This window comes from Nocardia sp. CA-290969 (genome assembly GCF_050936135.1).
GTDB lineage: Bacteria > Actinomycetota > Actinomycetes > Mycobacteriales > Mycobacteriaceae > Nocardia.
The window spans coordinates 3,567,174-3,588,505 of the sequence record NZ_JBNJNJ010000001.1 but is presented as its reverse complement, the minus strand read 5'-3'; the positions used below and the strand labels follow the sequence as shown (position 1 = coordinate 3,588,505).

At 64.6% G+C, this 21,332-nt stretch carries 23 protein-coding genes; 13 read left to right on the top strand and 10 right to left on the bottom strand.

The window, feature by feature from the left end; genetic code table 11:
- The first annotated feature begins 2 nt into the window (after positions 1–2).
- The 4 genes from ACQEVO_RS16230 (at position 3) to ACQEVO_RS16215 (ending at position 2,911) form a co-directional block, all read left to right on the top strand.
- Complete coding sequence (locus ACQEVO_RS16230; RefSeq protein ID WP_432913795.1) at positions 3–200, top strand: ferredoxin; 198 nt, start codon at positions 3–5, stop codon at positions 198–200.
- Positions 200–1,432 (top strand): NAD(P)/FAD-dependent oxidoreductase, encoded by a 1,233-nt coding sequence (locus ACQEVO_RS16225; protein WP_432913793.1) that lies wholly within the window; start codon positions 200–202, stop codon positions 1,430–1,432. Before ACQEVO_RS16230 ends, ACQEVO_RS16225 begins: the two co-directional genes overlap by 1 nt.
- 5 nt (positions 1,433–1,437) lie before the next feature.
- The gene (locus ACQEVO_RS16220) at positions 1,438–1,881 is read left to right on the top strand and encodes a VOC family protein (protein ID WP_432913790.1); all 444 of its coding nucleotides are present in this window, start codon (positions 1,438–1,440) and stop codon (positions 1,879–1,881) included.
- Positions 1,882–2,122: 241 nt separating this feature from the next.
- Positions 2,123–2,911 carry a CPBP family intramembrane glutamic endopeptidase gene (locus ACQEVO_RS16215; protein ID WP_432913787.1) on the top strand — a complete coding sequence of 263 codons (789 nt, stop codon included), beginning with the start codon at positions 2,123–2,125 and terminating at the stop codon, positions 2,909–2,911.
- Between the two features lie 259 nt (positions 2,912–3,170).
- Here the strand turns inward: ACQEVO_RS16215 and ACQEVO_RS16210 are convergent, their stop codons facing one another.
- From ACQEVO_RS16210 to ACQEVO_RS16200, 3 genes are all read right to left on the bottom strand, one after another.
- On the bottom strand, positions 3,171–3,404 hold the full coding sequence (locus ACQEVO_RS16210; protein ID WP_432913784.1) for a hypothetical protein: 234 nt from the start codon (positions 3,402–3,404) through the stop codon (positions 3,171–3,173).
- Positions 3,405–3,547: 143 nt separating this feature from the next.
- On the bottom strand, positions 3,548–3,706 hold the full coding sequence (locus ACQEVO_RS16205; RefSeq protein WP_432913781.1) for a hypothetical protein: 159 nt from the start codon (positions 3,704–3,706) through the stop codon (positions 3,548–3,550).
- 114 nt (positions 3,707–3,820) lie between these two features.
- Positions 3,821–4,417, bottom strand: a complete 597-nt coding sequence (locus tag ACQEVO_RS16200; RefSeq protein ID WP_432913779.1) for a TetR/AcrR family transcriptional regulator — start codon at positions 4,415–4,417, stop codon at positions 3,821–3,823.
- Between the two features lie 153 nt (positions 4,418–4,570).
- Between ACQEVO_RS16200 and ACQEVO_RS16195 the strand changes: the two genes are divergently transcribed.
- Positions 4,571–5,104, top strand: a complete 534-nt coding sequence (locus tag ACQEVO_RS16195) for an SRPBCC family protein (RefSeq protein ID WP_432913778.1) — start codon at positions 4,571–4,573, stop codon at positions 5,102–5,104.
- A 797-nt stretch (positions 5,105–5,901) separates the two neighbouring features.
- Here ACQEVO_RS16195 and ACQEVO_RS16190 read toward each other — a convergent pair.
- Complete coding sequence (locus ACQEVO_RS16190; RefSeq protein ID WP_432913777.1) at positions 5,902–6,813, bottom strand: helix-turn-helix transcriptional regulator; 912 nt, start codon at positions 6,811–6,813, stop codon at positions 5,902–5,904.
- Positions 6,814–6,951: 138 nt separating this feature from the next.
- Between ACQEVO_RS16190 and ACQEVO_RS16185 the strand changes: the two genes are divergently transcribed.
- Entirely contained in the window at positions 6,952–7,731 is a 780-nt protein-coding gene (locus ACQEVO_RS16185) for an NAD(P)H-dependent oxidoreductase (protein ID WP_432913775.1), read from the top strand.
- Between the two features lie 197 nt (positions 7,732–7,928).
- Here the strand turns inward: ACQEVO_RS16185 and ACQEVO_RS16180 are convergent, their stop codons facing one another.
- Entirely contained in the window at positions 7,929–8,123 is a 195-nt protein-coding gene (locus ACQEVO_RS16180; protein ID WP_432913773.1) for a hypothetical protein, read from the bottom strand.
- 691 nt (positions 8,124–8,814) lie between these two features.
- Here ACQEVO_RS16180 and ACQEVO_RS16175 point away from each other — a divergent pair.
- Entirely contained in the window at positions 8,815–9,009 is a 195-nt protein-coding gene (locus ACQEVO_RS16175; RefSeq protein WP_432913771.1) for a hypothetical protein, read from the top strand.
- 710 nt (positions 9,010–9,719) lie between these two features.
- Positions 9,720–11,219, top strand: coding sequence for an MFS transporter (locus ACQEVO_RS16170; RefSeq protein ID WP_432913769.1), 1,500 nt, complete (start codon positions 9,720–9,722; stop codon positions 11,217–11,219).
- Here the strand turns inward: ACQEVO_RS16170 and ACQEVO_RS16165 are convergent.
- On the bottom strand, positions 11,101–11,595 hold the full coding sequence (locus tag ACQEVO_RS16165; RefSeq protein WP_432922724.1) for an ATP-binding protein: 495 nt from the start codon (positions 11,593–11,595) through the stop codon (positions 11,101–11,103). The genes ACQEVO_RS16170 and ACQEVO_RS16165 overlap by 119 nt on opposite strands.
- A 194-nt stretch (positions 11,596–11,789) precedes the next feature.
- On the opposite strand from ACQEVO_RS16165, the gene ACQEVO_RS16160 reads away from it, so the two are divergent.
- Positions 11,790–12,719: a LysR substrate-binding domain-containing protein gene (locus ACQEVO_RS16160; protein ID WP_432913767.1), complete on the top strand. Its 930-nt coding sequence runs from the start codon at positions 11,790–11,792 to the stop codon at positions 12,717–12,719.
- A 64-nt stretch (positions 12,720–12,783) separates the two neighbouring features.
- On the opposite strand, the gene ACQEVO_RS16155 is transcribed toward ACQEVO_RS16160, so the two are convergent.
- The 4 genes from ACQEVO_RS16155 to ACQEVO_RS16140 form a co-directional block, all read right to left on the bottom strand.
- The gene (locus tag ACQEVO_RS16155) at positions 12,784–13,188 is read right to left on the bottom strand and encodes a helix-turn-helix domain-containing protein (RefSeq protein WP_432922720.1); all 405 of its coding nucleotides are present in this window, start codon (positions 13,186–13,188) and stop codon (positions 12,784–12,786) included.
- 269 nt (positions 13,189–13,457) lie between these two features.
- Entirely contained in the window at positions 13,458–14,234 is a 777-nt protein-coding gene (locus tag ACQEVO_RS16150; protein ID WP_432913765.1) for an SDR family NAD(P)-dependent oxidoreductase, read from the bottom strand.
- 349 nt (positions 14,235–14,583) lie between these two features.
- On the bottom strand, positions 14,584–15,999 hold the full coding sequence (locus ACQEVO_RS16145; RefSeq protein ID WP_432913763.1) for an aldehyde dehydrogenase family protein: 1,416 nt from the start codon (positions 15,997–15,999) through the stop codon (positions 14,584–14,586).
- A gap of 108 nt (positions 16,000–16,107) precedes the next feature.
- The gene (locus ACQEVO_RS16140; RefSeq protein WP_432913762.1) at positions 16,108–17,547 is read right to left on the bottom strand and encodes an APC family permease; all 1,440 of its coding nucleotides are present in this window, start codon (positions 17,545–17,547) and stop codon (positions 16,108–16,110) included.
- Between the two features lie 562 nt (positions 17,548–18,109).
- On the opposite strand from ACQEVO_RS16140, the gene ACQEVO_RS16135 reads away from it, so the two are divergent.
- The 4 genes from ACQEVO_RS16135 to ACQEVO_RS16120 are packed head-to-tail and all read left to right on the top strand — an operon-like array spanning position 18,110 to position 21,331.
- Complete coding sequence (locus ACQEVO_RS16135) at positions 18,110–19,576, top strand: 2-hydroxymuconic semialdehyde dehydrogenase (protein ID WP_432913761.1); 1,467 nt, start codon at positions 18,110–18,112, stop codon at positions 19,574–19,576.
- Positions 19,573–20,151, top strand: a complete 579-nt coding sequence (locus tag ACQEVO_RS16130; RefSeq protein ID WP_432913759.1) for a hypothetical protein — start codon at positions 19,573–19,575, stop codon at positions 20,149–20,151. Before ACQEVO_RS16135 ends, ACQEVO_RS16130 begins: the two co-directional genes overlap by 4 nt.
- On the top strand, positions 20,148–20,909 hold the full coding sequence (locus ACQEVO_RS16125; RefSeq protein WP_432913757.1) for a 2-keto-4-pentenoate hydratase: 762 nt from the start codon (positions 20,148–20,150) through the stop codon (positions 20,907–20,909). Before ACQEVO_RS16130 ends, ACQEVO_RS16125 begins: the two co-directional genes overlap by 4 nt.
- A complete protein-coding gene (locus tag ACQEVO_RS16120; protein WP_432913756.1) occupies positions 20,906–21,331 on the top strand; it encodes a RidA family protein in 426 nt (141 codons plus the stop codon). The genes ACQEVO_RS16125 and ACQEVO_RS16120 overlap by 4 nt, the downstream gene beginning before the upstream one ends.
- The last annotated feature ends 1 nt before the right edge of the window (position 21,332 follow it).

Sequence of the window (21,332 nt, the reverse complement as noted above, 5' to 3'; positions counted from 1 at the left end):
TCATGCCGTCGATCGAATACGATACGCGGACCTGCCAGGGCTACGGCAACTGTGCCGTCAGCGCGCCCGACATCTTCGGAGTGGACGACAACGGTCTGGTCGTCGTTCATCAGGCCGAGATCGGTGAGGGCGATGTCGGCCGGGTGACGACCGCGATCCGCAGCTGCCCTGTCAACGCTCTCCGGATCGGTCACTCCTGATGGCTCGCGTGGTGATAGTGGGGGCGGCGCTCGCCGGAACCCGCACAGCGCAGGCGTTGCGTACCTCGGGATTCGACGGCGAGATCGTAGTGCTCGGAGCCGAGCCGCATCCTCCGTACGACCGCCCGCCTCTGTCGAAAAGTTTTCTCCGCACCGCGCCGACCGGCCGAACCGATCTCGACCTCTTGGACTCGCAATCCTGGAAGTCTGCGGAAATCGATCTCCGCCTGGGGACTGCGGCCGTGGGCCTCGACGTCGCCGCGCAACGTGTCCGCACCGAGCAGACCGGTATCGACTACGACGTATGTGTGGTGGCGACCGGAGCCGCGGCGCGGACCACCGGGTGGTCGCCGAGCTCGCACGTGTTCAGCTTACGGACGGTGGACGATGCGCTGAAACTGCGGACGAGGCTGGCCAGAGGTGTGCGGCTAGCGGTCGTGGGCGCCGGGTTCATCGGCTCCGAAGTCGCCTCGACCGCACGGGAGATCGGGTGCGAGGTTACCGTGATCGATCCTATGCCGGTGCCGCTGTATCGAAGCCTCGGCCCGGATGTGGGCGCTGTCCTGGCCCCGCTGCCGCAGCGCTTCGGTGTCGAGACGCGGTTGGGGGTGGGCGTGGACGCGATACGGGACTCGCGCCGAAGCGCCGAGCTGGTCCTCACCGACGGATCATGTCTCGAGGTGGACATCGTGGTGGCGGGTATCGGGGCCGTACCGAACGACGCCTGGCTGACAGGGTCCGGTCTCGCGGTGGCCGACGGCGTGGTCTGCGACCGGTTCTGCCGGGCCGTGGGCCGGGAGGATATTTTCGCGGTCGGTGATGTTGCGAGGTATCCACATCCTGTCTCCGGGCAGCTCGTCCGATCGGAGCACTGGACCAACGCGATCGAGCAGGCCACAGTTGTCGCGCACAATATTGTGAACCCGGACGATTTGTCGGCGTATCGACCCACGGACTATGTCTGGAGTGACCAATACGGCGTCAAACTACAGTTGTCCGGCGACGTGGCGGGGAGCGCTTACCACGAGGTCGTGGGCACGCTGGATTTCGCGGGTGAGCAGCTGGGCGCCGCGATCCTGTGTGCCGATGCGGAGGATCGTTTGATCGGCAGCGTCACGGTGAATCGGCCGCGAGTATCGGTTCAGGTACGACGGATGATCGCGCAGGGGATGCCCTTCGCATCGGCGCTCGAATCGGTACGCGAATCCTGTGGCGAGCGAACAGTGGTATGACCACAATGGATGAAGCCGACGGAGATACACCGTTCTTCTGCCAGATAAAAATTGTCGCCTCGGACCTTTCCCGCTCGCTCGAATTCTACCGGCTTCTGGGCGCGGAATTCGAGGTATCCGGCGGCCATGCGGCGGCGACACTACCGAACGGTACAGTATTCGAGATAGATGAGGCGCCGGTCGTCGCCGGCTGGGACTCCGGTTGGAACGGAACCACCGGGGGTAGCACGGTCCTCGGATTCTCTGTCGGCACAAGCGACGCCGTGGATCGCCTTCATCGACTACTTTCGGGTGCCGGCCGGTGTGAGCATCTGGCACCGCACGACGCCCCCTGGGGGCGGCGACTGGCCATCGTCGACGACCCGGATGGTAACCCGGTGGCAATCATGGGGCCACAAAGCCCCGAAGCGCGCCCTGATCCGGTCGGGTCAGGGGTGAATTCAGGGTGAATCCGGATCCGGCCGGTCGGGTCCGTCGGCGAGAGTGAAGACGGTTTCGGTTCCGTGCCACGGCTGGACGCGGCCGCGCGGCCCGCATGGGTCACCACGAGTCCTGGACTCGTGGTGAAGGCCGCGGCCCACATGCCGGCGCCGGACGCCGACCCCGTGCCCGACGTCTGGAAGGCGATACACGGTGACTGTTGATCTCGGCGAAGCCCCCCGCGCGCCAAGGGAACTTACGGTACGGTCGGTGCCTTTGTTCTTCGTGCTCACCTTCGCGATCGGATGGGGTGTGCTGGCACTGCTGTTCCTGTTCGCCGACCCGATCCAGGCGGTATTCGGACCGATCGGCTACCTCAACCCGGTGTTCATCCTGGCCGTGTACTCGCCTGCCATCGCCGGTCTCATGATGGTCTGGAGATGCTACGGCGGCCGGGGAGTGCTCAGCTACCTCCGGAGGTTCGGGCTGTGGCGGATGCCGGCGATCTGGTGGGTGGTCCTGGTGGCCGGCGTGCCGGTCGGCATGTATCTGAGTGCGGCACTGAACGGCACGCTCGGCGAGTTCCCGTTCTCACCGTGGTATGGGGTGATTCCGGCGCTGCTGCCCGCACTGCTGATCGGACCGGTGGAGGAGATCGGCTGGCACGGGGTGGCTCGCCCGTTGCTGCAGCGCAGGTTCACGCCGCTGACCGCCGCGCTGATCGTGGGTGTCTTTTGGGGGCTGTGGCATCTGCCCGCCTTCGCGCTCGGCGGCACCGAGCAGAGCGCCTGGTCGTTCGGCCCGTTCTTCCTGGGCGCCATCGCGCTGTCGGTGATCATGACTCCGATGGGCAATGTCTCCGGCGGCAGCATCCTGATCCCTGCCCTGTTCCACTTCCAGTGCAACGGCCCCGCCTGGCCCGATGGGCAGCCGACGGCGAACTATGTGTTCGCGGTCGGGGCGGTGGTGGTCGTGCTGCTGAACCGACGGGCCATGCTGAGCCGCGACGGGGCCGTCACGGAGATTCTGCTCCCGGACCGGTCACAGGCCCCGGTATAGGTAGCCGATCCGCAACAGTTCTACTACCGAACAGCGCTACATCGGTCAACCCTGCGTTTCGGGAAGCGATGGGAACCACGAGGCATCTGGAACCTCTGCCGGGGGAGAACAGTTCCGTCTACCCGGCACCTTCGTGCCGGATCGTGTGGCCGGCTGTCGATGGAGCGGTGGCTGTCCAGCTGGACAGGAGTTTCAGCCGATGGCGGGTTGCGCCTCGCGGCCGGTGCGGCGCGCGGTCGCGTTCGGAGTGGAATCTGCGTTATCGGCCCAGCGTGGACAGGTGGTCGGCGAAGGACTGTGTGAGGCCTTCCAACGCCGCTTTGCCCTTGGTCGCGTCGGCCAGGGGCGAGCGGCCGATGATCCCGTCGGCGGTGGATTCGGTCAGGCCGGCGATCGGGAGGTGGGTGCGGGTCGCTCGCGTCGTGGTCGGCGGTGCGGTAGGTGTCGGGGACGAGGTCGCGGGGGGGCAGAAGCGGGGAAGTTTCCAGTTCACCGCCGAGCATGTCGTCGTGGCCGGTGGTGGCATGCCGGCTGCGCGGCGGACGGCGTCTCAGTCGGCGCGGCCGGGGAACGAGTCACAGATACACGCATTTCAGGGTGGGGTGGATTCAACGCGCCAGCGCAACATCGGGCGGATTACTCCTCGGTTCCCGCTCGGCCAACGACAAGCCCGGTGGGGTCGACTCGCCCGATCGTCCGCCGGCGGCGAGGGCCTTCTTGATCCACCGTCTCGTGCTGCACATCGACCAGCGGGCCGATCGCGCGGGTAGCGGCATAGGTGGGATCCGTGCTCATCGAGCCGTTCGATAGCCAGACACACACGGCTTCTCACGAACCTCGGGCGGATAATGCATCGACCTGATGGTGACCATTTTCCTTTACGAAGGAAGGGCCCTGCCCCGTGACGGTTCAGGTCCGCCCCATCGCGAAAAGCGCCGTCGCGGCATGTTCGGCGAAATCAGCGGCATAAGTCGGGATCTCCCGGCCGGCACCCAGATATCGCCGGATCATCGCGTACGGCAGATCGATCACCGCGAGTAGTATCCGATCGGCCGCGTCGGGAGCGGTATCCCTATCCCCACAGTCCTCGACCAGCGCGCTCAGCCTCTCGTACAGCATGGCGTTCGCCCGGGCATTATCGATGCACGCCTGCTCACTCCAGCTTCTCTCGTCCAGCTCCCGCGTGCCCACCAGCAGAACACCTGCGTCACGAGGATTGCGCCGCGCCCACTCCAGACTCGCGCGGGCACCGCGGCCGACCGCCTCCCCGGGTGTTCCGGGACTTAGCGCCGCGAACAGGTCGTGGTGGAACCTCCGCAGGGCACGCGCCCACAACGCGGCCAGCAGTGCCGGCCGATCCGGAAAGCGGTGATACACCGACCCGCTCGGCGCACCGGCCGCCTTCGCCACCCCCGACATGGTGACGGCGGCCGGCCCGCCGGCGGCGAGGAGATCGGCCGCCGCGTCCAAGAGTCGGTCGGTGTCGTGCCTCGATGGTCTTCCCATGCAATAGAGGATATGCTCTAATATCTTTTAGAGAAAAATCTCTAAAAAGCCGCGGGCCGCGCCGACCATCACCGATCGGACTCCGGCGGACCTCGCACCTGCCCGCGCATCGACAGACGCGACACCCACCTCCAGAAAACGAGGACCCGAGCCATGGCCGATCTCAATATCCATCGTCGGCACTTTCCCGTGCCCGAAAGCGAAGTAGGTGCACTACTGGACAGCCTCGCGGGAGAGGACGACGCACTCTGGCCGGTGCACAGCTGGCCACCGATGCTGTTCGACCGGCCACTGGGCGAAGGCGCCGTAGGCGGGCACGGCCCGATCCGGTACACCGTGGAGTACTATGTGCCCGGCCGCTGGGTGCGCTTCCGCTTCACCGGCCCCCGCGGCTTCCACGGCTTCCACGAATTCACCGTCCGTCCCACCGACGACGGCACCGAACTGATCGACCTGCTCATCATGGACGCGCGCGGCCCCGCCAGGCTGACCTGGCCGCTGGTCTTCCGCTGGTTGCACGATGCCTGCCTGGAAGACAGCCTGGACCGCGCCGAACAGGCTCTCACCGGCACTGTGGCCCATCCGGCCCGATGGAGTCTCTGGGTTCGCCTGCTGCGCCGGATCGCCGCGTACGCCCTCGGCCGCACATCGGCCGCGAAGAGTACTGGCGCATACCAGCCTGTGTGATCACGCGATTCCGGTGAGGCGCCCGCTGTGAGGGAAGGGACACGTTGGGGGTCCGCTATCGGCAGCCAGCGCCTTGCCGCCGTCGGCGCCATCGTCGTGCGGGGCGCCGGTCGGGCTATTCGGGACCACCGCGGCGAGCGCGGACGGAAATTTGCCGTCGTGGCGTCGGCGGCGGCAACGCTGAGGCGCGGGTCGTCGTAGAAATCGATCTGGCTCACCAACTCGAGTCAGCACCCTGACCGCCCGCTCCCGTATCGTCTCGCTCGACGGAGAGACTCTGTGTCGGAGTGGAATCCGGCCTTGCCGGCGAAGCTGCGGATTATCGACGACCGCGTGCACCACGCAGCCCGTGCCGGCGCACATCCCGGCGGCCGGAGCGGGTATCCGGCGGGTTCGCTCGTATTTCGGTCGGTGCGGTGACCGCGGCGCGAATATCGTCGCCCCTGCCTTCCTTGCCGGATTTCACTGTCGCGTCAGTCTTGCAGTGCTTTCTGTAAGAGCGTCGCGAGCTGCTCGCGCTCCTCGGCGGTGAGGTTTGCCGCGGCTGTCCTCGGGAGAGCGAAGGACTCCTCGATCTCTGAATCGAAGTCTTCGTCATCAGCCGACCTGTGAGACTCGATATCTGTTCCAGCTGGGCGTCCTGGATTCCCGATGGTTCGGTGAGGTCGTTGTCATGGGTCTCCCAGGATCCGGCGAACACACTGCAGTGTCGTTCCGGTGCTCGGTCCGGCGGTGTTCGCAGTGCTGCAACGAGCTTGCGTTCACGGTCACGATCCTGGAGGAAGCAGTCCGGATACTCAATCCCGTTCTGCCGGTCCGCCCGTGCGTCGCGGTCCGCCACTGCCGCCGACGCCGCGGTGGTCGACGGATCGCGGCGTGTGTTTCTGATCATCGCCGCCGATGCCGTCCACGCCGAGGCCCGCGAGTAGGCGCAGTCCGTCCTCGGCGGGGCTGCCGGGGGCCGCGGACAGCATCAGCAGTTCCATACCTGTCTCGTCCGGGAGGGAAAAGTTCTCCTGGTGGAGTTCCAGTTGTCCGACCATGGGGTGCTGGAACCGCTTGAGGCCGTGCGTGCGGGCGCGCACGTCGGCGCGGGCCCAGAGGCGGCGGAAGCGCTCGCTGCCCATCGCCAGTTCGCCGATGAGCGAGGCCAGGCCGGGGTCCTCGGGGTATTTTCCGGCCGCCAGGCGCAGATGCCCGACAACATCGAGGGTGCATGTCTCCCAGTCCCCGTACAGCCCGCGCTCGTCCTCCTCGAGGAAGATGTGCCGGGCGGTGTTCAGACCCGGCATCGCCCGGCCGTAGAGGAGCCCGGCCATACGGTTTCCGGCGAGCACATCCAAGCGGCGGTTCACGAGCAGTGCAGGTGCATCGGTGACGAGGCCGAGGACGCGCAGCAGTTCCGGCCGGACCCGGTCGACCGGTGCCTGCACACGGCGGCGGCGCTGCCGGGCGAGGCGGTGGAGGTGCCCGCGTTCGGTCTCGTCGAGGCCGAGGACGCGGGCGATTGCGTCGAGGACCTGCTCGGAAGGCTGGGTCGCACGGCCTTGTTCCAGGCGTACGTAGTAGTCGACGCTCACTCCGGATAGGTGCGCGATCTCTTCGCGGCGCAACCCCACTACGCGGCGATGCGTGTAGGTGGGGATGCCGACGGCCGCGGGGTCGACCCGGGAACGCCGGGTCCGTAGAAAGCCCGCGAGGTCGTCCATGCCCCCAGTATGGCGGCACCAGTGCCTGTGAAGGTGGCCCTGCCGATACCAGGAAGTCCGTTCCGATGGAAGAGGAGCCCCTGAACGGCAGGTGCGGCGTCGCCCAGGATCGAAGTCACCCGATCCGAAGGAGTTGCCATGAAAACGCTGATCGTCTACGCCCACCCGGAGCCGAAGTCGCTGAACGGCTCGCTGAAGGACCTCGCGGTATCCACGCTGGAGGCCGCCGGGCACACGGTGCAGGTGAGCGATCTGTACGCGATGAACTGGAAGGCGGTCGTGGATGCCACAGACTTCGGTGCCGACGCTTCGAGCCGGCTGAATGTCGCGCTGGCCTCGGGCCGGGCCTTCGACGCCGGAACGCTCACCGCGGACGTCCACGCCGAGCAGCAGAAACTGCTGTGGGCCGACACCATCATCTTCCAATTCCCCATGTGGTGGTACACGATGCCCGCCATCCTGAAGGGCTGGGTGGACCGGGTGTTCAGCTACCACTTCGCATACGGGGTGGGCGAGCACAGCGACACCAAGTATGGTGAGCGCTTCGGCGAAGGAACCCTCGTGGGGAGAAAGGCGCTGCTGTCGGTGACCGCCGGCGGACCGGAATCGCATTACGCCGCGCGCGGTATCAACGGTCCCATCGACGATCTGCTGTTCCCGATCCAGCACGGCATCCTCTACTACCCAGGCATCGAGGTGCTGCCGCCGTTCGTGCTGTACGGCACCGACCGGATGACCGACGAGAACTACCCGGCCGTCGCCGAAGCATGGAAGCAGCGCCTGCTCACCTTGGAATCGACAGAACCGGTCGCATACCGGCGGCAGAACTTCGGTGACTACGAGATCCCCTCGCTGCACCTGAAAGAAGGACTGGAACCCGCGGGCCGCACAGGTTTCGGACTACACACGCGCGGCTGACCAGGAGAAGTTTCCCGTCACTCCGAAGTCGTCGACTCGTCGTAAGTGGGTGCCGGAAGATCGCGGTGCGCTCGAATGTTGCTGCTCGCATGAAGATCGATGAGGCGCCAGAATCAGCGGTGTGAGTGCAAGATCGTTGTGGCACCAGGAGAAGGAAGACGGGATTGTTCTGGTCGCTTCGGGGATGGGTTCGGCGACTACTGCCAGTCCACGGTCCACCGGGTCCTCGTCATCCGCACATTGCTGGAGTCCGGGCTGCCCGTCCGCTGATCAGACGACTCCTGCCCCGCCTCGGTGACGGCTCCGAGGCCGTCATCGAGGCGGTGTGCACGGAGTTCTTGCAGGAGGTGCAGAGCTATCACGATCGTGTAGCCGTTCTCAGCGATCAGCAAGCACCACTCGACGCCTACTCGAGCGAGGCCCGCCGTGTTGATTCCAGGCCGCCGCTCAGTCTCGACATAAGTGTCGATATCCTACGTTCGTAGCTCAGCAGTACTACACGAGATCGATTTCATCGTCGGACCGCCAAGAGATCGCCCGATGGCATGATCGATTCGGCCGCTGTGCCCGCGCCCGGATCCGTTGTCCCCCTGCGGAATCACGCTGTGGCCCACTTTCGGTGGAGAGAGTAGTGCCCTCGAGCCACCAACGGCGCGGGGGTGAAGCCGTTGGGGAAACCCAGGTAGCCGGCAGCGGAAAAACTACTGGTCGCCTACGGGGAGGTCCTACTGGCATCTACAGGCCTCAGAACGGGCCCGTTGATATGCCTGTAACGGCATACCTCCACCCGATATCGGCATTTGCCATGCACAGGTGTGATGGTTGACACTCGGCTTATGGCAAGTCTTCTCAGAGTTCGGTCAGGCGGTGCTATCGGCGCTTCGGTACCTGGTCGAGCTTCATCCCGGGCCTGTTCTGAGATGAGGCCGGCGGCGCACCGGTTCTCGTAGATTTCGCCACTGGCTGCGGAGGTCCATGCCGTCTGCCTGTATACGTTTACCAGTTCGTCGAGAATGTGATCTCGACGAGCATCTCCACCACATTGATCGGTCCATCAAATCATTTTTTACCGGAATCAGTCTCATGGCCAGGACGATCGGATCGCACCCGACAACCACCGAACTCGCACGAGCCATACGCCGGCGGGAGGTCATTTCTATCGAGCTGATGGTACAGGCGTTGCGCAGGATTCGCGCCCGCAACGCGATCCTTGGCACTGCTGTCGCTGACAACCTCGTTCAATTGGTTGGTTTACCAGTGGATGAAGGTTTCATTTGAAGCAGAAAATGGGGATGGGGAAAATAGCGAAAGCCTGCAATGATCCTTTTGAAACCGATCGGTTCCGGCGGGCTGTAGATGGAGGATGAAATGGATATCCTATGCCATAAGTGCGGGTGCGTATTTCGTAGCAGATACGATCGCTCTCGCCATATATGTCCGGCTGAACATCGCACTACCGCGCATTCCGGCAAAAGGTTCGTACCTCAATCTTCTGAAATGACCCCGGAGGATTGGCTGGCTGTTGCCGGTTGGCTCGACCCAAAAAACAACGTTCTCAAGGGCCGAGTCGGCTCAGAGTGATCGGCGAACTGTTTCGTAGCCGGTAACGACAGCAACAGACTCGGGCTTGGACCGGGAGGGCATCAATAGCGCTGCTCAGGGGATCAACGACGCTCCCCGTTCCCGGTTCTGACCCGAAGGCGCCGATAAGCCGTGCTGGGCGGCATCGGTCAGCGTGATCGGCGACTCCGGAATCAAAGGACGTCGTCAGATACGAGCCGACCGATGAAACGGGCGGGCGCGCGTACCGCCGGCCGGAGCCCGCAGATGGCGATACCGCCGCTCACCGTCGGGATCGGAACACGATCGCCGCGCGCCGCCCCCGCCGCGGTGGTGGTCATCATCGCCGCTCGTCGCCGCGGCCACGAACAGTCACCGCGGCGACGGGTTTAACCACTGGCTGAACCGACGACTCGGAAGGGACGTGGATGACGAACGTGGAGGCGGCACGGACCGCGCCGGCTACGAGCGGCGGGCGGCGCGCCTGGTTGGGTCTGGCCGTACTCCTGTTGCCGGTGTTGCTGGTGTCCATGGATAGGTCGGTGTTGTTCCTGGCGTTGCCGACTCTCACCGCCGATCTCGATCCGAGTGCCGCCCAGCAGTTGTGGATCCTCGATATCTATGGGTTCCTCATCGCCGGGCTGCTGATCACCATGGGCAATCTGGGTGACCGGGTCGGCCGCCGCGCCATCCTGCTCGCGGGTGCGACCGTATTCGGCACCGCCTCGGCGATCGCGGCCTTCGCGCCCAGTGCGGCGGTGCTCATCGCGGCCCGCGCGTTGATGGGAATCGGTGGCGCCACGCTGCTCCCGTCAGGCTTGGCGCTCATCTCCGATCTCTTCCCGGACCAGCGGCACCGTGCGCGGGCCATCGGGATCTGGACAGCAGTTTTCGCGGGAGGCTCGGCCGCCGGTCCGATCATCGGCGGAACCCTGCTGCAACACTTCTCGTGGGGGTCGGTGTTCCTGATCAATGTGCCGGTCCTGCTGGTGCTGCTCGCGTTCGGGCCGCTGCTGCTGCCCGAGCACCGGGCCGCCGCGCTGGGACCGCTCGATCTGCCCAGCGTGGCACTGTCCATCGGCGGCATCCTGCCCACGGTATACGCGGTGAAGCACATAGCTGAGCACGGGCCCGGTATCGAGGCCCTCGTCAGTGCGTTCCTCGGCGCGGCGGTGCTGACCCTGTTCGTCCGCCGGCAGCGGCGACTGGCCCACCCATTGGTCGATCTGTCGCTGTTCACCCGTGCCCAGTTCTCGGTCGCCATCGGGTCGAGTACCGCCGCGATGATGTCGCTGGCCGGGCTCGGCTATCTGAGCAGTATCTGGTTGCAGTCGGTGACCGGACGGGACCCGCTGCAGGCGGCCGTGCTCGGTATCCCCATGGTGACAACCGTGTTCATCTTCTCGGTGAGCGGATCGTCGGCGGCGCGGCTGCTGGGGGTGCGGTGGGCGTTCGTCACGGCACTGGTGACGGCCGCGGTCGGCAATCTCCTGATGCTCGGTATCGGCGCCGACGGCGGCGTGGGCTGGTATGTGGCTGGGTCGGCAATCGCCGGTATCGGCTACGGCATTGTGTTCACGCTGGTCTCGGAGGTGGCGGTGGCCGCGGTTCCGCCGGAACGGGCCGGTTCGGCGGTCGGTATCTCCGAGACCAGTTTCGAACTCGGTAATGCCCTGGGCCTGGCTTTGCTGGGGTCGCTCGCGGCGCTGGCCTTTCGCGCCGGCGGTGAGTTCGCGCCGACTCTCGGGGAAACGATCCAGCGTTATGCGCTCGATCCCGGACTGCTGGCCGCGGCACGGCAATCGTTCGTCAGCGGCGCGCACGCCTCCATCGCGACCGGCGCCGGAGTGCTGTTGCTGATGGGGGCCATCGCCTTCGTGGTGGGCCGGGGCGATCGCCGGGCCGGATCGCCGGCCGACGACCGGTGAGGGTGGCTGGTGGCCAGCCGACCGCCGGCCACTCTCGATCACTTCTACCTCTGCTACTGCACGCAGCCCGGAGGCTGTGGCATACACCTTCTCGCCGAAGGTGAGGCGGTCCACAATCGTCACGGAGGATCGGGCCGGTGAACGTTTTTGTTCCGGAGCCGAAACTGTCGTTGGCGGCGATCGCGACCGAGGTCTTCTCCTCTAGTTCGGTGAGAACTTGGAACAGCAGCTCAGCGCCTCGTTTGTCGAGTTCCATGTCGCCGAGTTCGTCGAGTAGAGAAGATCGACCCGACCGTAGCGGGCGACGGTTTCGGTGAGTTGTTCCCCTTCTACGGCATCGACGAGTTTGGCGGCGAGAGCGTACTCGACCCGGAATCCGGCCATCGCACAGCGACGCCGAAATCAGTGAACACCACGCCTACCCGCAGGCCACGTGCCGTCGAGTGTCGTGAACAACCGCGGTCGAAGATCGCGGTCGAATCATTGACCGTAGATATGCACAACTATTAACGATATTCGGATAATTCATGCTTGAATAGGCATACAAATGACCGTGCGGAAGGCTACATAATGAACCTCCCCAAACTGCTCGACGGTAGGTTGAAGATCCGCCACCTGGTGCTGATCGACGCACTCACGCGCCAGGGCTCGGTCGGCGGAGCGGCGGTCGAGCTGCATGTTACGCAACCGGTAGCTACGCGCGGGCTCCAGGAAGTTGAGGAAATTCTCGGCGTTGCGCTCTATGAGCGCGGCCCGCGAGGTATCAGCCCGACTATCTTCGGTCAGGCCTTTACCGAGCATGCTCGTGCCGTCCTGGCGCAGCTGAATGAAGCCGGACGTCACGTACTGGAGCTTGCCGACGCCGAGCGTGGCACGGTGTCCGTAGGCACACACCTGGCTGGTTCCAGCGTCCTCCTGCCAATGGCGATCGGGCTGCTCAAGCAAACTCGACCCTCACTTACAGTCATCGTGCGCGAGGGGACGCCAGAGGCTCTGCTGGCCGAACTCGAAGCCGGGCGAGTAGACGTAATCGTGGGCCGCCTCACGTCACCAACGACCGAATTTATTTCGCGTAGAACGCTTTACGATGAAACAGTCCGGCTATGCTGTCGCCCGCAACATCCACTGGCCCAAATTCTTGATGTTCCGCTGGAAGGCTTGACCGCGTATCCGTGGATCTTGCCCGGTGTCGAAACGTCGCTGCGCCGTGAGCTGGAAGAGTTTTTCGTCAGACGCGGCCTCGATTTACCACGCAACCGTGTAGAAGTGACGTCATTTCTCACGGTGCGGAAACTGCTGATCGAGTACGACTTCATTGCCGCGTTACCGAGCTTTATAGCCGCTGAGGATTCTCGACTTCGTGCGTTGGCCGTTCCCTTGGACACGGTCGGGCACAGTGTGGGAATCACCACTGCGGCTACACGAGCGCTGAGTCCATCCGCCGTGGCGTTGATCGATAGTCTCGAGACCACCGCACAGCATATCGCAATCCCTGATTAGAGCAGCCTGCCTCCCACCGCTCACCACACGCCCTCGGCGCATACATCTGGTTCCTGTGTTCGGGCTAGTACCTTGTCAGGCAACGTTGGGTAGGTAATCCGGGCGGCGGATTGGGGAGTTGACTGCGAACTCTCGTTTGGGTCGGGCGTGCTGTTTGCGCCAGCGGATGCAGGCGCCGATCGCAGCGTCCTGGTTTCGCGGCTGATGTCAGCGATCTTGCTGGTGGCCAGCACGTCTCGCAGTTTCGACAGGCTCCATGTCGAAAACGGATGGCCGAGTTTGCGGGGCAGCACCGGGCGATGCAGGCGATACGCTCACGCGTCGCCCGATCCACCTTGCTCGGCCTGCCCGGGTCCAAAGCTTCGAACCCCCGCTCGTTGAAATCGTGGATCACTTGGCGCACATACGCTTCCGACACCTGCATCAACCGGGCGATCGCCGGGACCGGTTGATGCTGTGCCGAGGCCATCACCACGATCGCGCGCCGTGTCCTGATCGGCTGCCGGCTCGTCTTGGTGATTTTCTGCAGGCGGCGACCCTCGTCCGGGGTCACCTCCCGCACGAACACTTCCGGTTTCCGTGCCATCGACACCACCTCCACCAGCAGCATCACCGACAACAAGCAGCGGCTCAAACCGACACCCGGATTACCAGCGCAACCTATCTGGACGGGGCACTAGCTGTCGATGAATGCGCGCGGCTCTTCATCGGGTGTCTCGGCTCCTCGTCCGGTTCTTCTCAGATGTGCTTGACGCTGCCGCCGTTCACGGGGAAATCGGACCCGGTGATGTAGGACGACTCGTCGGAGACCAGAAAGGCAACGGTGTTGGCCACGTCCTCGGCGCTGCCGGGTCTGCCCAGGGTGATTCGGCGCTCATTCCGGACATAGTTCCCGATTGCGGACTCGACATCGGTGCCGTGGCGGATCGCGAGCTGCTCGGCGAACCCGCCGGGCACGTCCCACAGTGGCGTCCTGATCGATCCCGGCGACACAGCGTTGACTCGGATGCCGTCAGCGCCGAGCTCCTCGGCAAGCCCGCGGGTGATCGCCAGCAGGCCGGCTTTGGTCGCCGCGTAGTCGATCCAGTACGGATCGACTACGCGCGCTGTCGACGAGGACATCATGACGATCGATGCGTAGTTGGACTCCCTCAGCAGTGGAATGCCCGCGCGCGTCACGCGGACCGCGCTCATCAGGTTGATGTTCCACAGCAGGGACCAGTCGTCATCGGTGATCGACTCGAACCCATCGCGTGTCGGTGCTATGCCGACGTTGTTGATAATCACGTCGAGTCTCCCGTGAAGTTCTTTCACACGCTCGACGAGCGCTGCGCATCCCTCAGCTGTGGAGAGGTCGGTGACGACCCCGGCGACCCTGGCCAGAGACTCAGGAAACGGTGTCAAGTCACCCGATACGACGTGTGCGCCGAGGGCGCTCAGCTTACGGACCGTCGCCTGTCCGATACCTGATGATCCCCCTGTGACGATTGCTACTCGACCGGTCAGATCGGTCATAACGAATCTCCTCATAAAAGTGCTGCGTAAGAGAGTCTTCAGTGCCAGATATCGAGGATGCCGCGAGTATTCTTGCCGCTCGGTATGTCGTCGTACCCATCATTGATTGCGCCCAGTGGAAACCGGCGCATCGACCATCGGTAGCGTCCGCTATCGCTTCGCATTGCGAACACGTATATCGAGACGGGGCAGAGCGAGGGCGCCGGCGTGATCGGGTGGAGATGGACAGCCTGGTTACGCCGGCAGGTTCACCGTGCGACGGTCGCGCCGACGGTCGGTGCGGCGCACCGCGACGCGTTCCCAGGATTGCGGAGCGAGCACGAGCCGCGCCGTGCGTCCCCCACAGCTGTTAGTCCTCGAGACTTACCGCCACGTGCTTCGTGCCGGTGAACTCATCGAGGCTGGCACCGAACTCGCGCCCATACCCGGATGCCTTGAAGCCGCCGAAGGGCAGCTCCGTGGCGACCGCTGAGTGGGTGTTGACCCAGACGCTGCCGGCCTTGATTCCCCGGGCCAGCCGCAGAGCTCGTGCCACGTCGCGTGTCCACACCGACGCGCCGAGTCCGTAGCGGGTGGCGTTCGCGCGCCGGATGACCTCGCTCTCATCGCGGAAGGTCTCCACCGTCTGCACAGGGCCGAAGATCTCCTCGCGGGTCATCTCGTCACCTTCGCGCAGGCCTGTGACGATCGTGGGTTCGAGGAAGAAGCCGGCCAGCCCGGCCGGCCGGACGCCGCCGGTCACAATCTCGGTATGCGACTCCCGGCGCTCCAGGAACCCCTCGACACTCTCGCGTTGCCGCGCCGATACGAGCGGGCCGAGGGTGGTCTCCGGGGACCGTGCATCTCCGATGACCAACGTCCGAGCACGCTCGGTCAGGTGCTGCACGAACTTGTCGTGCGCACTCTCCTCAACGAGTATCCGCGTCGCAGCAATGCAGTTCTGCCCCGCGCTGTAAAACCCTAGCCCCGAGATCGTCTCGGCGATCTTCTCGAGATTCGAGTCGGCGAACACGACAACCGGTGACTTGCCTCCGAGCTCGAGAACCGTCTTCTTGAGCGTCCGGGCCGCCATCTCGGCAATTCGCTTCCCGGTCTCCACTGAGCCGGTGAAGGCGACGGCATCGATTCCGGGATGCTCGAGCAGCGCCTCACCGGTCGCCTGCCCTCCCAGCACCACGTTGAGCACCCCAGGAGGCAGGATGTCCGCGGCAAGCTCGGCAAGGCGCACAGCGGTCATCGGGGTATTCGGTGCCGGCTTGAGGACAACAGTGTTCCCGGTAGCCAACGCGGGCGCGAGTTTGGTCAGCGCCAGCAGCAGCGGGTCGTTCCACGGGGCAATGCAGCACACGACCCCCAGTGGCTCGCGTCGCACCATCGACGTGCACCCGCTGACGTATTCGTCAGCGACGGGGGCGCCCACGACGCGCGCGGCACCTGCGGTATACCGGATCACGTCGACGCCCCATGCCAGATCCTCGCCGTATAGGCCGACCGGCAGGCCGGCGTTGGTGGATTCGAGATCGAGCAGGTGGCTCAGATCGTTCTCGACCGCCTGCGCAAGCGCCAAAAGTGCCCCGGCACGATACCCGGGCGTCTGTCCACTCCAGCTCGCGAACGCGTCCTGTGCTGCTCGTACCGCGACGTCCACTACATCGGGGGCCGCCGACGGTGCGTGCGTGATGACCTCGGCGGTCGACGGGTTGACGATCTCGAGAAGGTCGTCGCCACCGAGCATCTTGCCGTCCACAAAATGCTTCAACTGCATCTGTTTTCATCCTTCGTTGTTGTCGGTTTTCGGCACATCTCGGTGGATCCGCGACGCTGCCACTCCACCACGATGCGAATATGCTGGCTGATAGGTGCCAGGTCGCGGTCACTGGTCTCTCGAGAGGATTCCTGCTTCGGCCGCCACTACCGCACCGGCGTCGTATTCCGGTTCGGGCTGCAGGGAACTCTGAATCCGGTGCGCTGTCGCTCGGCTACTGAAGAGCGCCACTGCCAGGCCTACACCGCACCACAGCAGCCCCCAGGTCGCCGGACCGGTCAGGATACTTTCCTGGGCGCGTAGATTTGCCAGTAATACGAGGACGACGCCGACTCCACCAAGGGTGAGTAGTGCGAACATACCAACCGCAGCGCCGGTGCGGAACTGGGTGAAGGAGTGACGGATGCTGGCGACCTGGACGGTGAGATAGGTGACGAGCAACGCGACCGACCCGATTGATGCGAAGTAGATGAATGCGTCGATCGCAGGATTGCCCGTCCCCATGTCCGTGAAGCTCGTTGCCCAACCGAGGGTGTTGCATGCGGCATTCAGAACAAGGACGGTGACGATAGCGTTGGTCGGCACACCCAGCTTGGGGTGGCTCTTGGCGAGAGCCTGCGGCCCGATACCGTCACGTGCGAGAGCGAAGATGATGCGGCCGGCGGCCGACGCAAGGGCAAGGTTTCCGGCGAACGCGGAGATGCAGACGGTGATGACGATCGCGATACCGAACCCGGTGCCGAGGTAGCGGGTGCCTAGGTCACCGAGTGTGCTACCAGAGCTCTCGAGGGCTTCCAACCCTGAGGCGTCGGTGCCGAATCCGCAGACCAGCGCGGTCATCACGAAGGTGTAGAGCAAGCCTACGATGACAACGACGCCTACCAGGGCGAGAGGGATGTTCCGCCTCGGGTTGGCAGTCTCTTCCCCGAGCGCGGCGCCGGCCTCGAATCCCGCCCAGGCGAGGAATCCCATGACCCCGGCGGCGAGAAGCGCGGAGGGAGCTATGCCGTCCAGATCGAGTGTCGATGAGAGATCGATGCCGGTCGACGGGGCGCCGCCCTTGGCGAAGACGGCGATCGCCAGCACGAGCGCCAGTCCGACGCCGAGTAGTTCGCTGATCAGCAGTACCCGGGCGACGGTCGACGTTCCCGCGAACGCGAGGGTCGCAGCGACGACGACGCAAAACAGCGCAGGCACGATCCACGGTAGCTGGAAGGCCGCGGCTCCCTGAATCTGCTGAAGCAACGAGTTGAACGTCGCCGCGAAGATGCCGCCGCAACAGGTGGCAAGTGCGACGTACGCGCCGAGGATCGCGAGGCCGCTGAACATGCCACTGCGTGGGCCGATCGCTTTACCGACCAACCCGTAGACACTCCCCATGTGAGCGGTGTGTCGCGACAGGATGGCGAACCCGAGCGCAATGAGGAGCACCCCACCGGCGGCGCAAGCAAACGCGACCGGAACGGCGGCTCCGATGTAGCCGGCGATTCCCTGGGCGTTCCCCGACAGGGCCATCATGGGGCCGACCGAGGCGAGTGACAATGCCATGACTTCCCATGGTCGTAGGCTATGAGATCGTTTCCGCGATACGCCGACATGCTCTTCGTTGGGCACTTGCTTACTCCTGGATATTGGCTGCGGCTCCCTGAACGCCATGATCATCACGATTCGACTCCGGATCGGACTCGGGACTTCGGGGTAGTTGTTGGAACCCTTCCGAATGATTGGGAACCTGTCCAATGCCGAAGTGCGGTCTTGACATGCCGTTTGAGGCATGGCTGGCGCCAGAGAGCAATACCGGATCGGTCCGAAAACCTCTCGCCGGCGCAGCATGGCGGTGGGACGCGCTGGATTCGGTGATCACACTGCGCTGAGCAAGCGGCACCGCGACCATTCAATGAGCGGATGACGCCCGAGACTGCGAAAATCGCCAAGCTCGAAATGGCCATTCGACTTTGAAATGTCGGTCGACTACTGACTGTATGTCTCGCTCCGCTGCCGGGATGATCCATAGGACACCCAACGTTCCATGGGCAATGCCCTTTCAAGCATAGGTACGCCACGGTTTGGCATTTGTCAGGCATACATCACGAACTCGATGATTGCTGATATGGCAGATACGGTCCAATACTGGGTGCGCAATTTTGTCGACGGCGCATACACCGAACCCAACGAAACCTCGGGGTACGACAACATCGATCCGGCGACCGGGGCCACGCTGGGCCGCGTGCACGCGGCCGACACGGCGTTGGTGGACCGTGCCGTCACTTCGGCACGCCGCGCTCTGACTTCGTGGGCGAAGACTCCGGTCGCCGAGCGGGCCGCGCTGCTCCGCCGAGCGGCCGACCGCATTGAAGAACGCTTCGAGGAGTTTGTCGCTGCGGAGGTCGCCGACACCGGCAAGCCGATCACCCAGGCGCGGTTACTGGACGTGCGCCGCGCACCGCAGAACTTTCGCAGCTTTGCCGATATTGTGGCTGCCGCCGGCCAGGAATCCTTTATCACTGAGACCGGAGACGGTCGGCGCGCCCTGAACTACGCTGTCCGCAAGCCGCTGGGCGTGGTGGCCGTGATCGTACCCTGGAACCTACCGTTGCTACTGCTGACCTGGAAGGTGGCCCCGGCCCTGGCATGTGGGAACGCGGTGGTGGTCAAGCCCAGCGAGGAGACTCCCTCGACCGCGACGCTGCTCGCCGAGGTGCTCGCCGAGGTCGGCCTGCCTGCCGGTGTCTTCAACGTCGTCCACGGCTGCGGCGGTGTCGGCGAGTTCCTAACCCGGCATGCGGGCATCGACGGTGTGACCTTCACCGGTTCGTCCGCCACCGGTACGCGGGTAATGAGCGCCGTAGCGCCGCGTGTGCGGCCCGTGTCGTTCGAGCTCGGCGGTAAGAACGCCGCTGTGGTGTTCGAGGACGCCGATCTCGACGAAACCCTCGACGGGCTGGCACGGTCCGTCTTCACCAACACCGGACAGGTGTGCTTGTGCACTGAGCGAGTGTACGTCCATCGCGACATCTTCGACGAAATCGCGAATGGATTGATTGCGCGCGCGTCGGCACTGACCCTGGGCCGGCCAACCGACGACGCCACGACGACCGGCCCGCTCATCTCACAAGCGCATCGTGACAAGGTGCTGCGCTACTTCGAGCTGGCCGAGCGCGAGGGCGCGGAGTTGCTGGTCGGCGGCGGGGTACCCGACCTCGGCGCTGAGCTGAACGGCGGATTTTGGATCGAGCCGACGCTGTGGACCGGGCTGACCAACGACGCCACCACAGTGCGTGAGGAGATATTCGGCCCCGTCGCCGCACTGATTCCGTTCAGCGACGAGAACGAGGCGATTGGACTGGCCAACGATACCGACTACGGGCTGGCCGCCTCGGTGTGGACCAATGATCTGCGCCGTGGGCACCGTGTCGCACAAGCGATGAACGTGGGCATGTCCTGGGTGAATACCTGGTTTCTGCGGGATCTGCGGTCACCGTTCGGCGGTATGGGCCTTTCCGGCCTCGGGCGCGAAGGCGGTGCGTCGTCGTTGCATTTCTACACCGACCCGACGAACGTGTGCGTGCAGCTGTGACTCGGGCAGCAACCGATGCCGCGCAGTCAGCATTCCTCGACGCCACCGTGCGCCGGCGCATCGACGCGGACCGATCAACACTGGCCACCGCTCCGCAGATAGGAGCGGGCACCCACGACACCTCGTCGCCGGCGTTCGCAGATAACGTGACCGCTGGAGAGCGCGGCGCGCACCGGGTCGACCTCGCGCTGTTCGGACAAGGTCCTGGCACCTGGATGGACCTCACCGAGGCCTTCGTCGCCGTCGTCGAGCCAAGCAGCCGGCATAGCGACTGCGTCCGGTTCGCGCTCGATGATGTCGCCGCCGACGTGATCCACCCGCCGCGCCTCGAGCCGGTTCAGGTCGATCACAGGACGTGGATGCTGAGATCGGCACGGGTGTACTTGAGCTTATTACTACATGTCGAGCGAGCCTCCCGGCGATTCGGCCTTGACTCCTGCAGCACTCTTCGCGGGGTCGGCGGCCGCCGCGACATCGTCGGAGGTCAGGGAGACATGGTTATCAGCATAGCCGCGAGCATGCAGCAAAAGGCGCAGACGCAGTTCCGTACGACCGAGACGGTGTCCATACCATGAATCACCCACCGGTATTCGAATTCCTTGCGCGCCGCCTGGATGACGCGCAGATCCACCGCACGGAGACCTCGAGCCTGGCAGACGACTTCGAGCTGGACGTGAACGATGCCTACACCATCCAATCACTCCTCATCGATCGCCGCGAGCGGCGGGGTGAGACGGTGATCGGAGCCAAGCTCGGGTTCACCAGTAAGGCGAAGATGGCCCAGATGGGTGTCTCCGAGGTGATTGTGGGCCGTCTCACCGATGCCATGCGTCTCGCCGATGGAGACGATGTCGACCTGACCCGCTTTATCCACCCGAGGATCGAGCCGGAGGTCGCTTACCGTCTCGGCCGCGACGCCGGATTCGACAGCGATCTCGTCGAGTGTGTTGACGCCGTGGCGCCGGCGGTGGAAATCATCGATTCCCGCTACCGGGACTTCCGGTTCACCCTCACGGACGTCGTCGCCGACAATACCTCGGCCGCCGCGTTCGCCATCGGCGACTGGCAGCCGCTGCAGCCGGTGGGCAATCGCGCGGTCCGATTATCGGTGGGAGCCGACGAGATCGTCGGCTCCACCTCGGCAATCCTCGGTGACCCTGTGCATGCTTTGCACGCTCTGGGCCGGGTGTGTCGGCAGCGGGGATTCACTTTACGCGCCGGGGACGTGATTCTCGCCGGCGCAGCAACGGCCGCACTACCTCTCACCGCCGACGGCGCCCGTTGCGAAGTGGCCGGCCTGGGTACGGTCGCCGTGAAGGGAGTCCGGCCGTGACGACCATCGGAAGGGTCATCGACGGGTTCGCCACGCCCCGTGGGCGATTCCCGCATGTGAAAATTGCCGGTGACCTGATCTTTGTCTCCGGTACGAGCGCTCGGCGTCCCGACAACAGCTTCGAGGGCGTCGAGGTGGACGAGCTCGGCACCACGAGCCTCGACATCCGTGCACAGACTCGCGCCGTGATCACTAATATCGCCGCGATTCTCGGCGAAGTCGGTGCCGATCTTTCCGACGCTGTCCAGGTCACGACCTTCCTGGTCAATATGAACGACTTCGGCGGCTACAACGAGGTCTACGCCGAGTACTTCGACGAGACCGGACCCACGCGCACCACGGTGGCTGTGCACCAGCTGCCCCACCCGCACCTTCTGATCGAAATTCAGCTCGTCGCCACTCGGCGAACGACCCCTCTGTGAA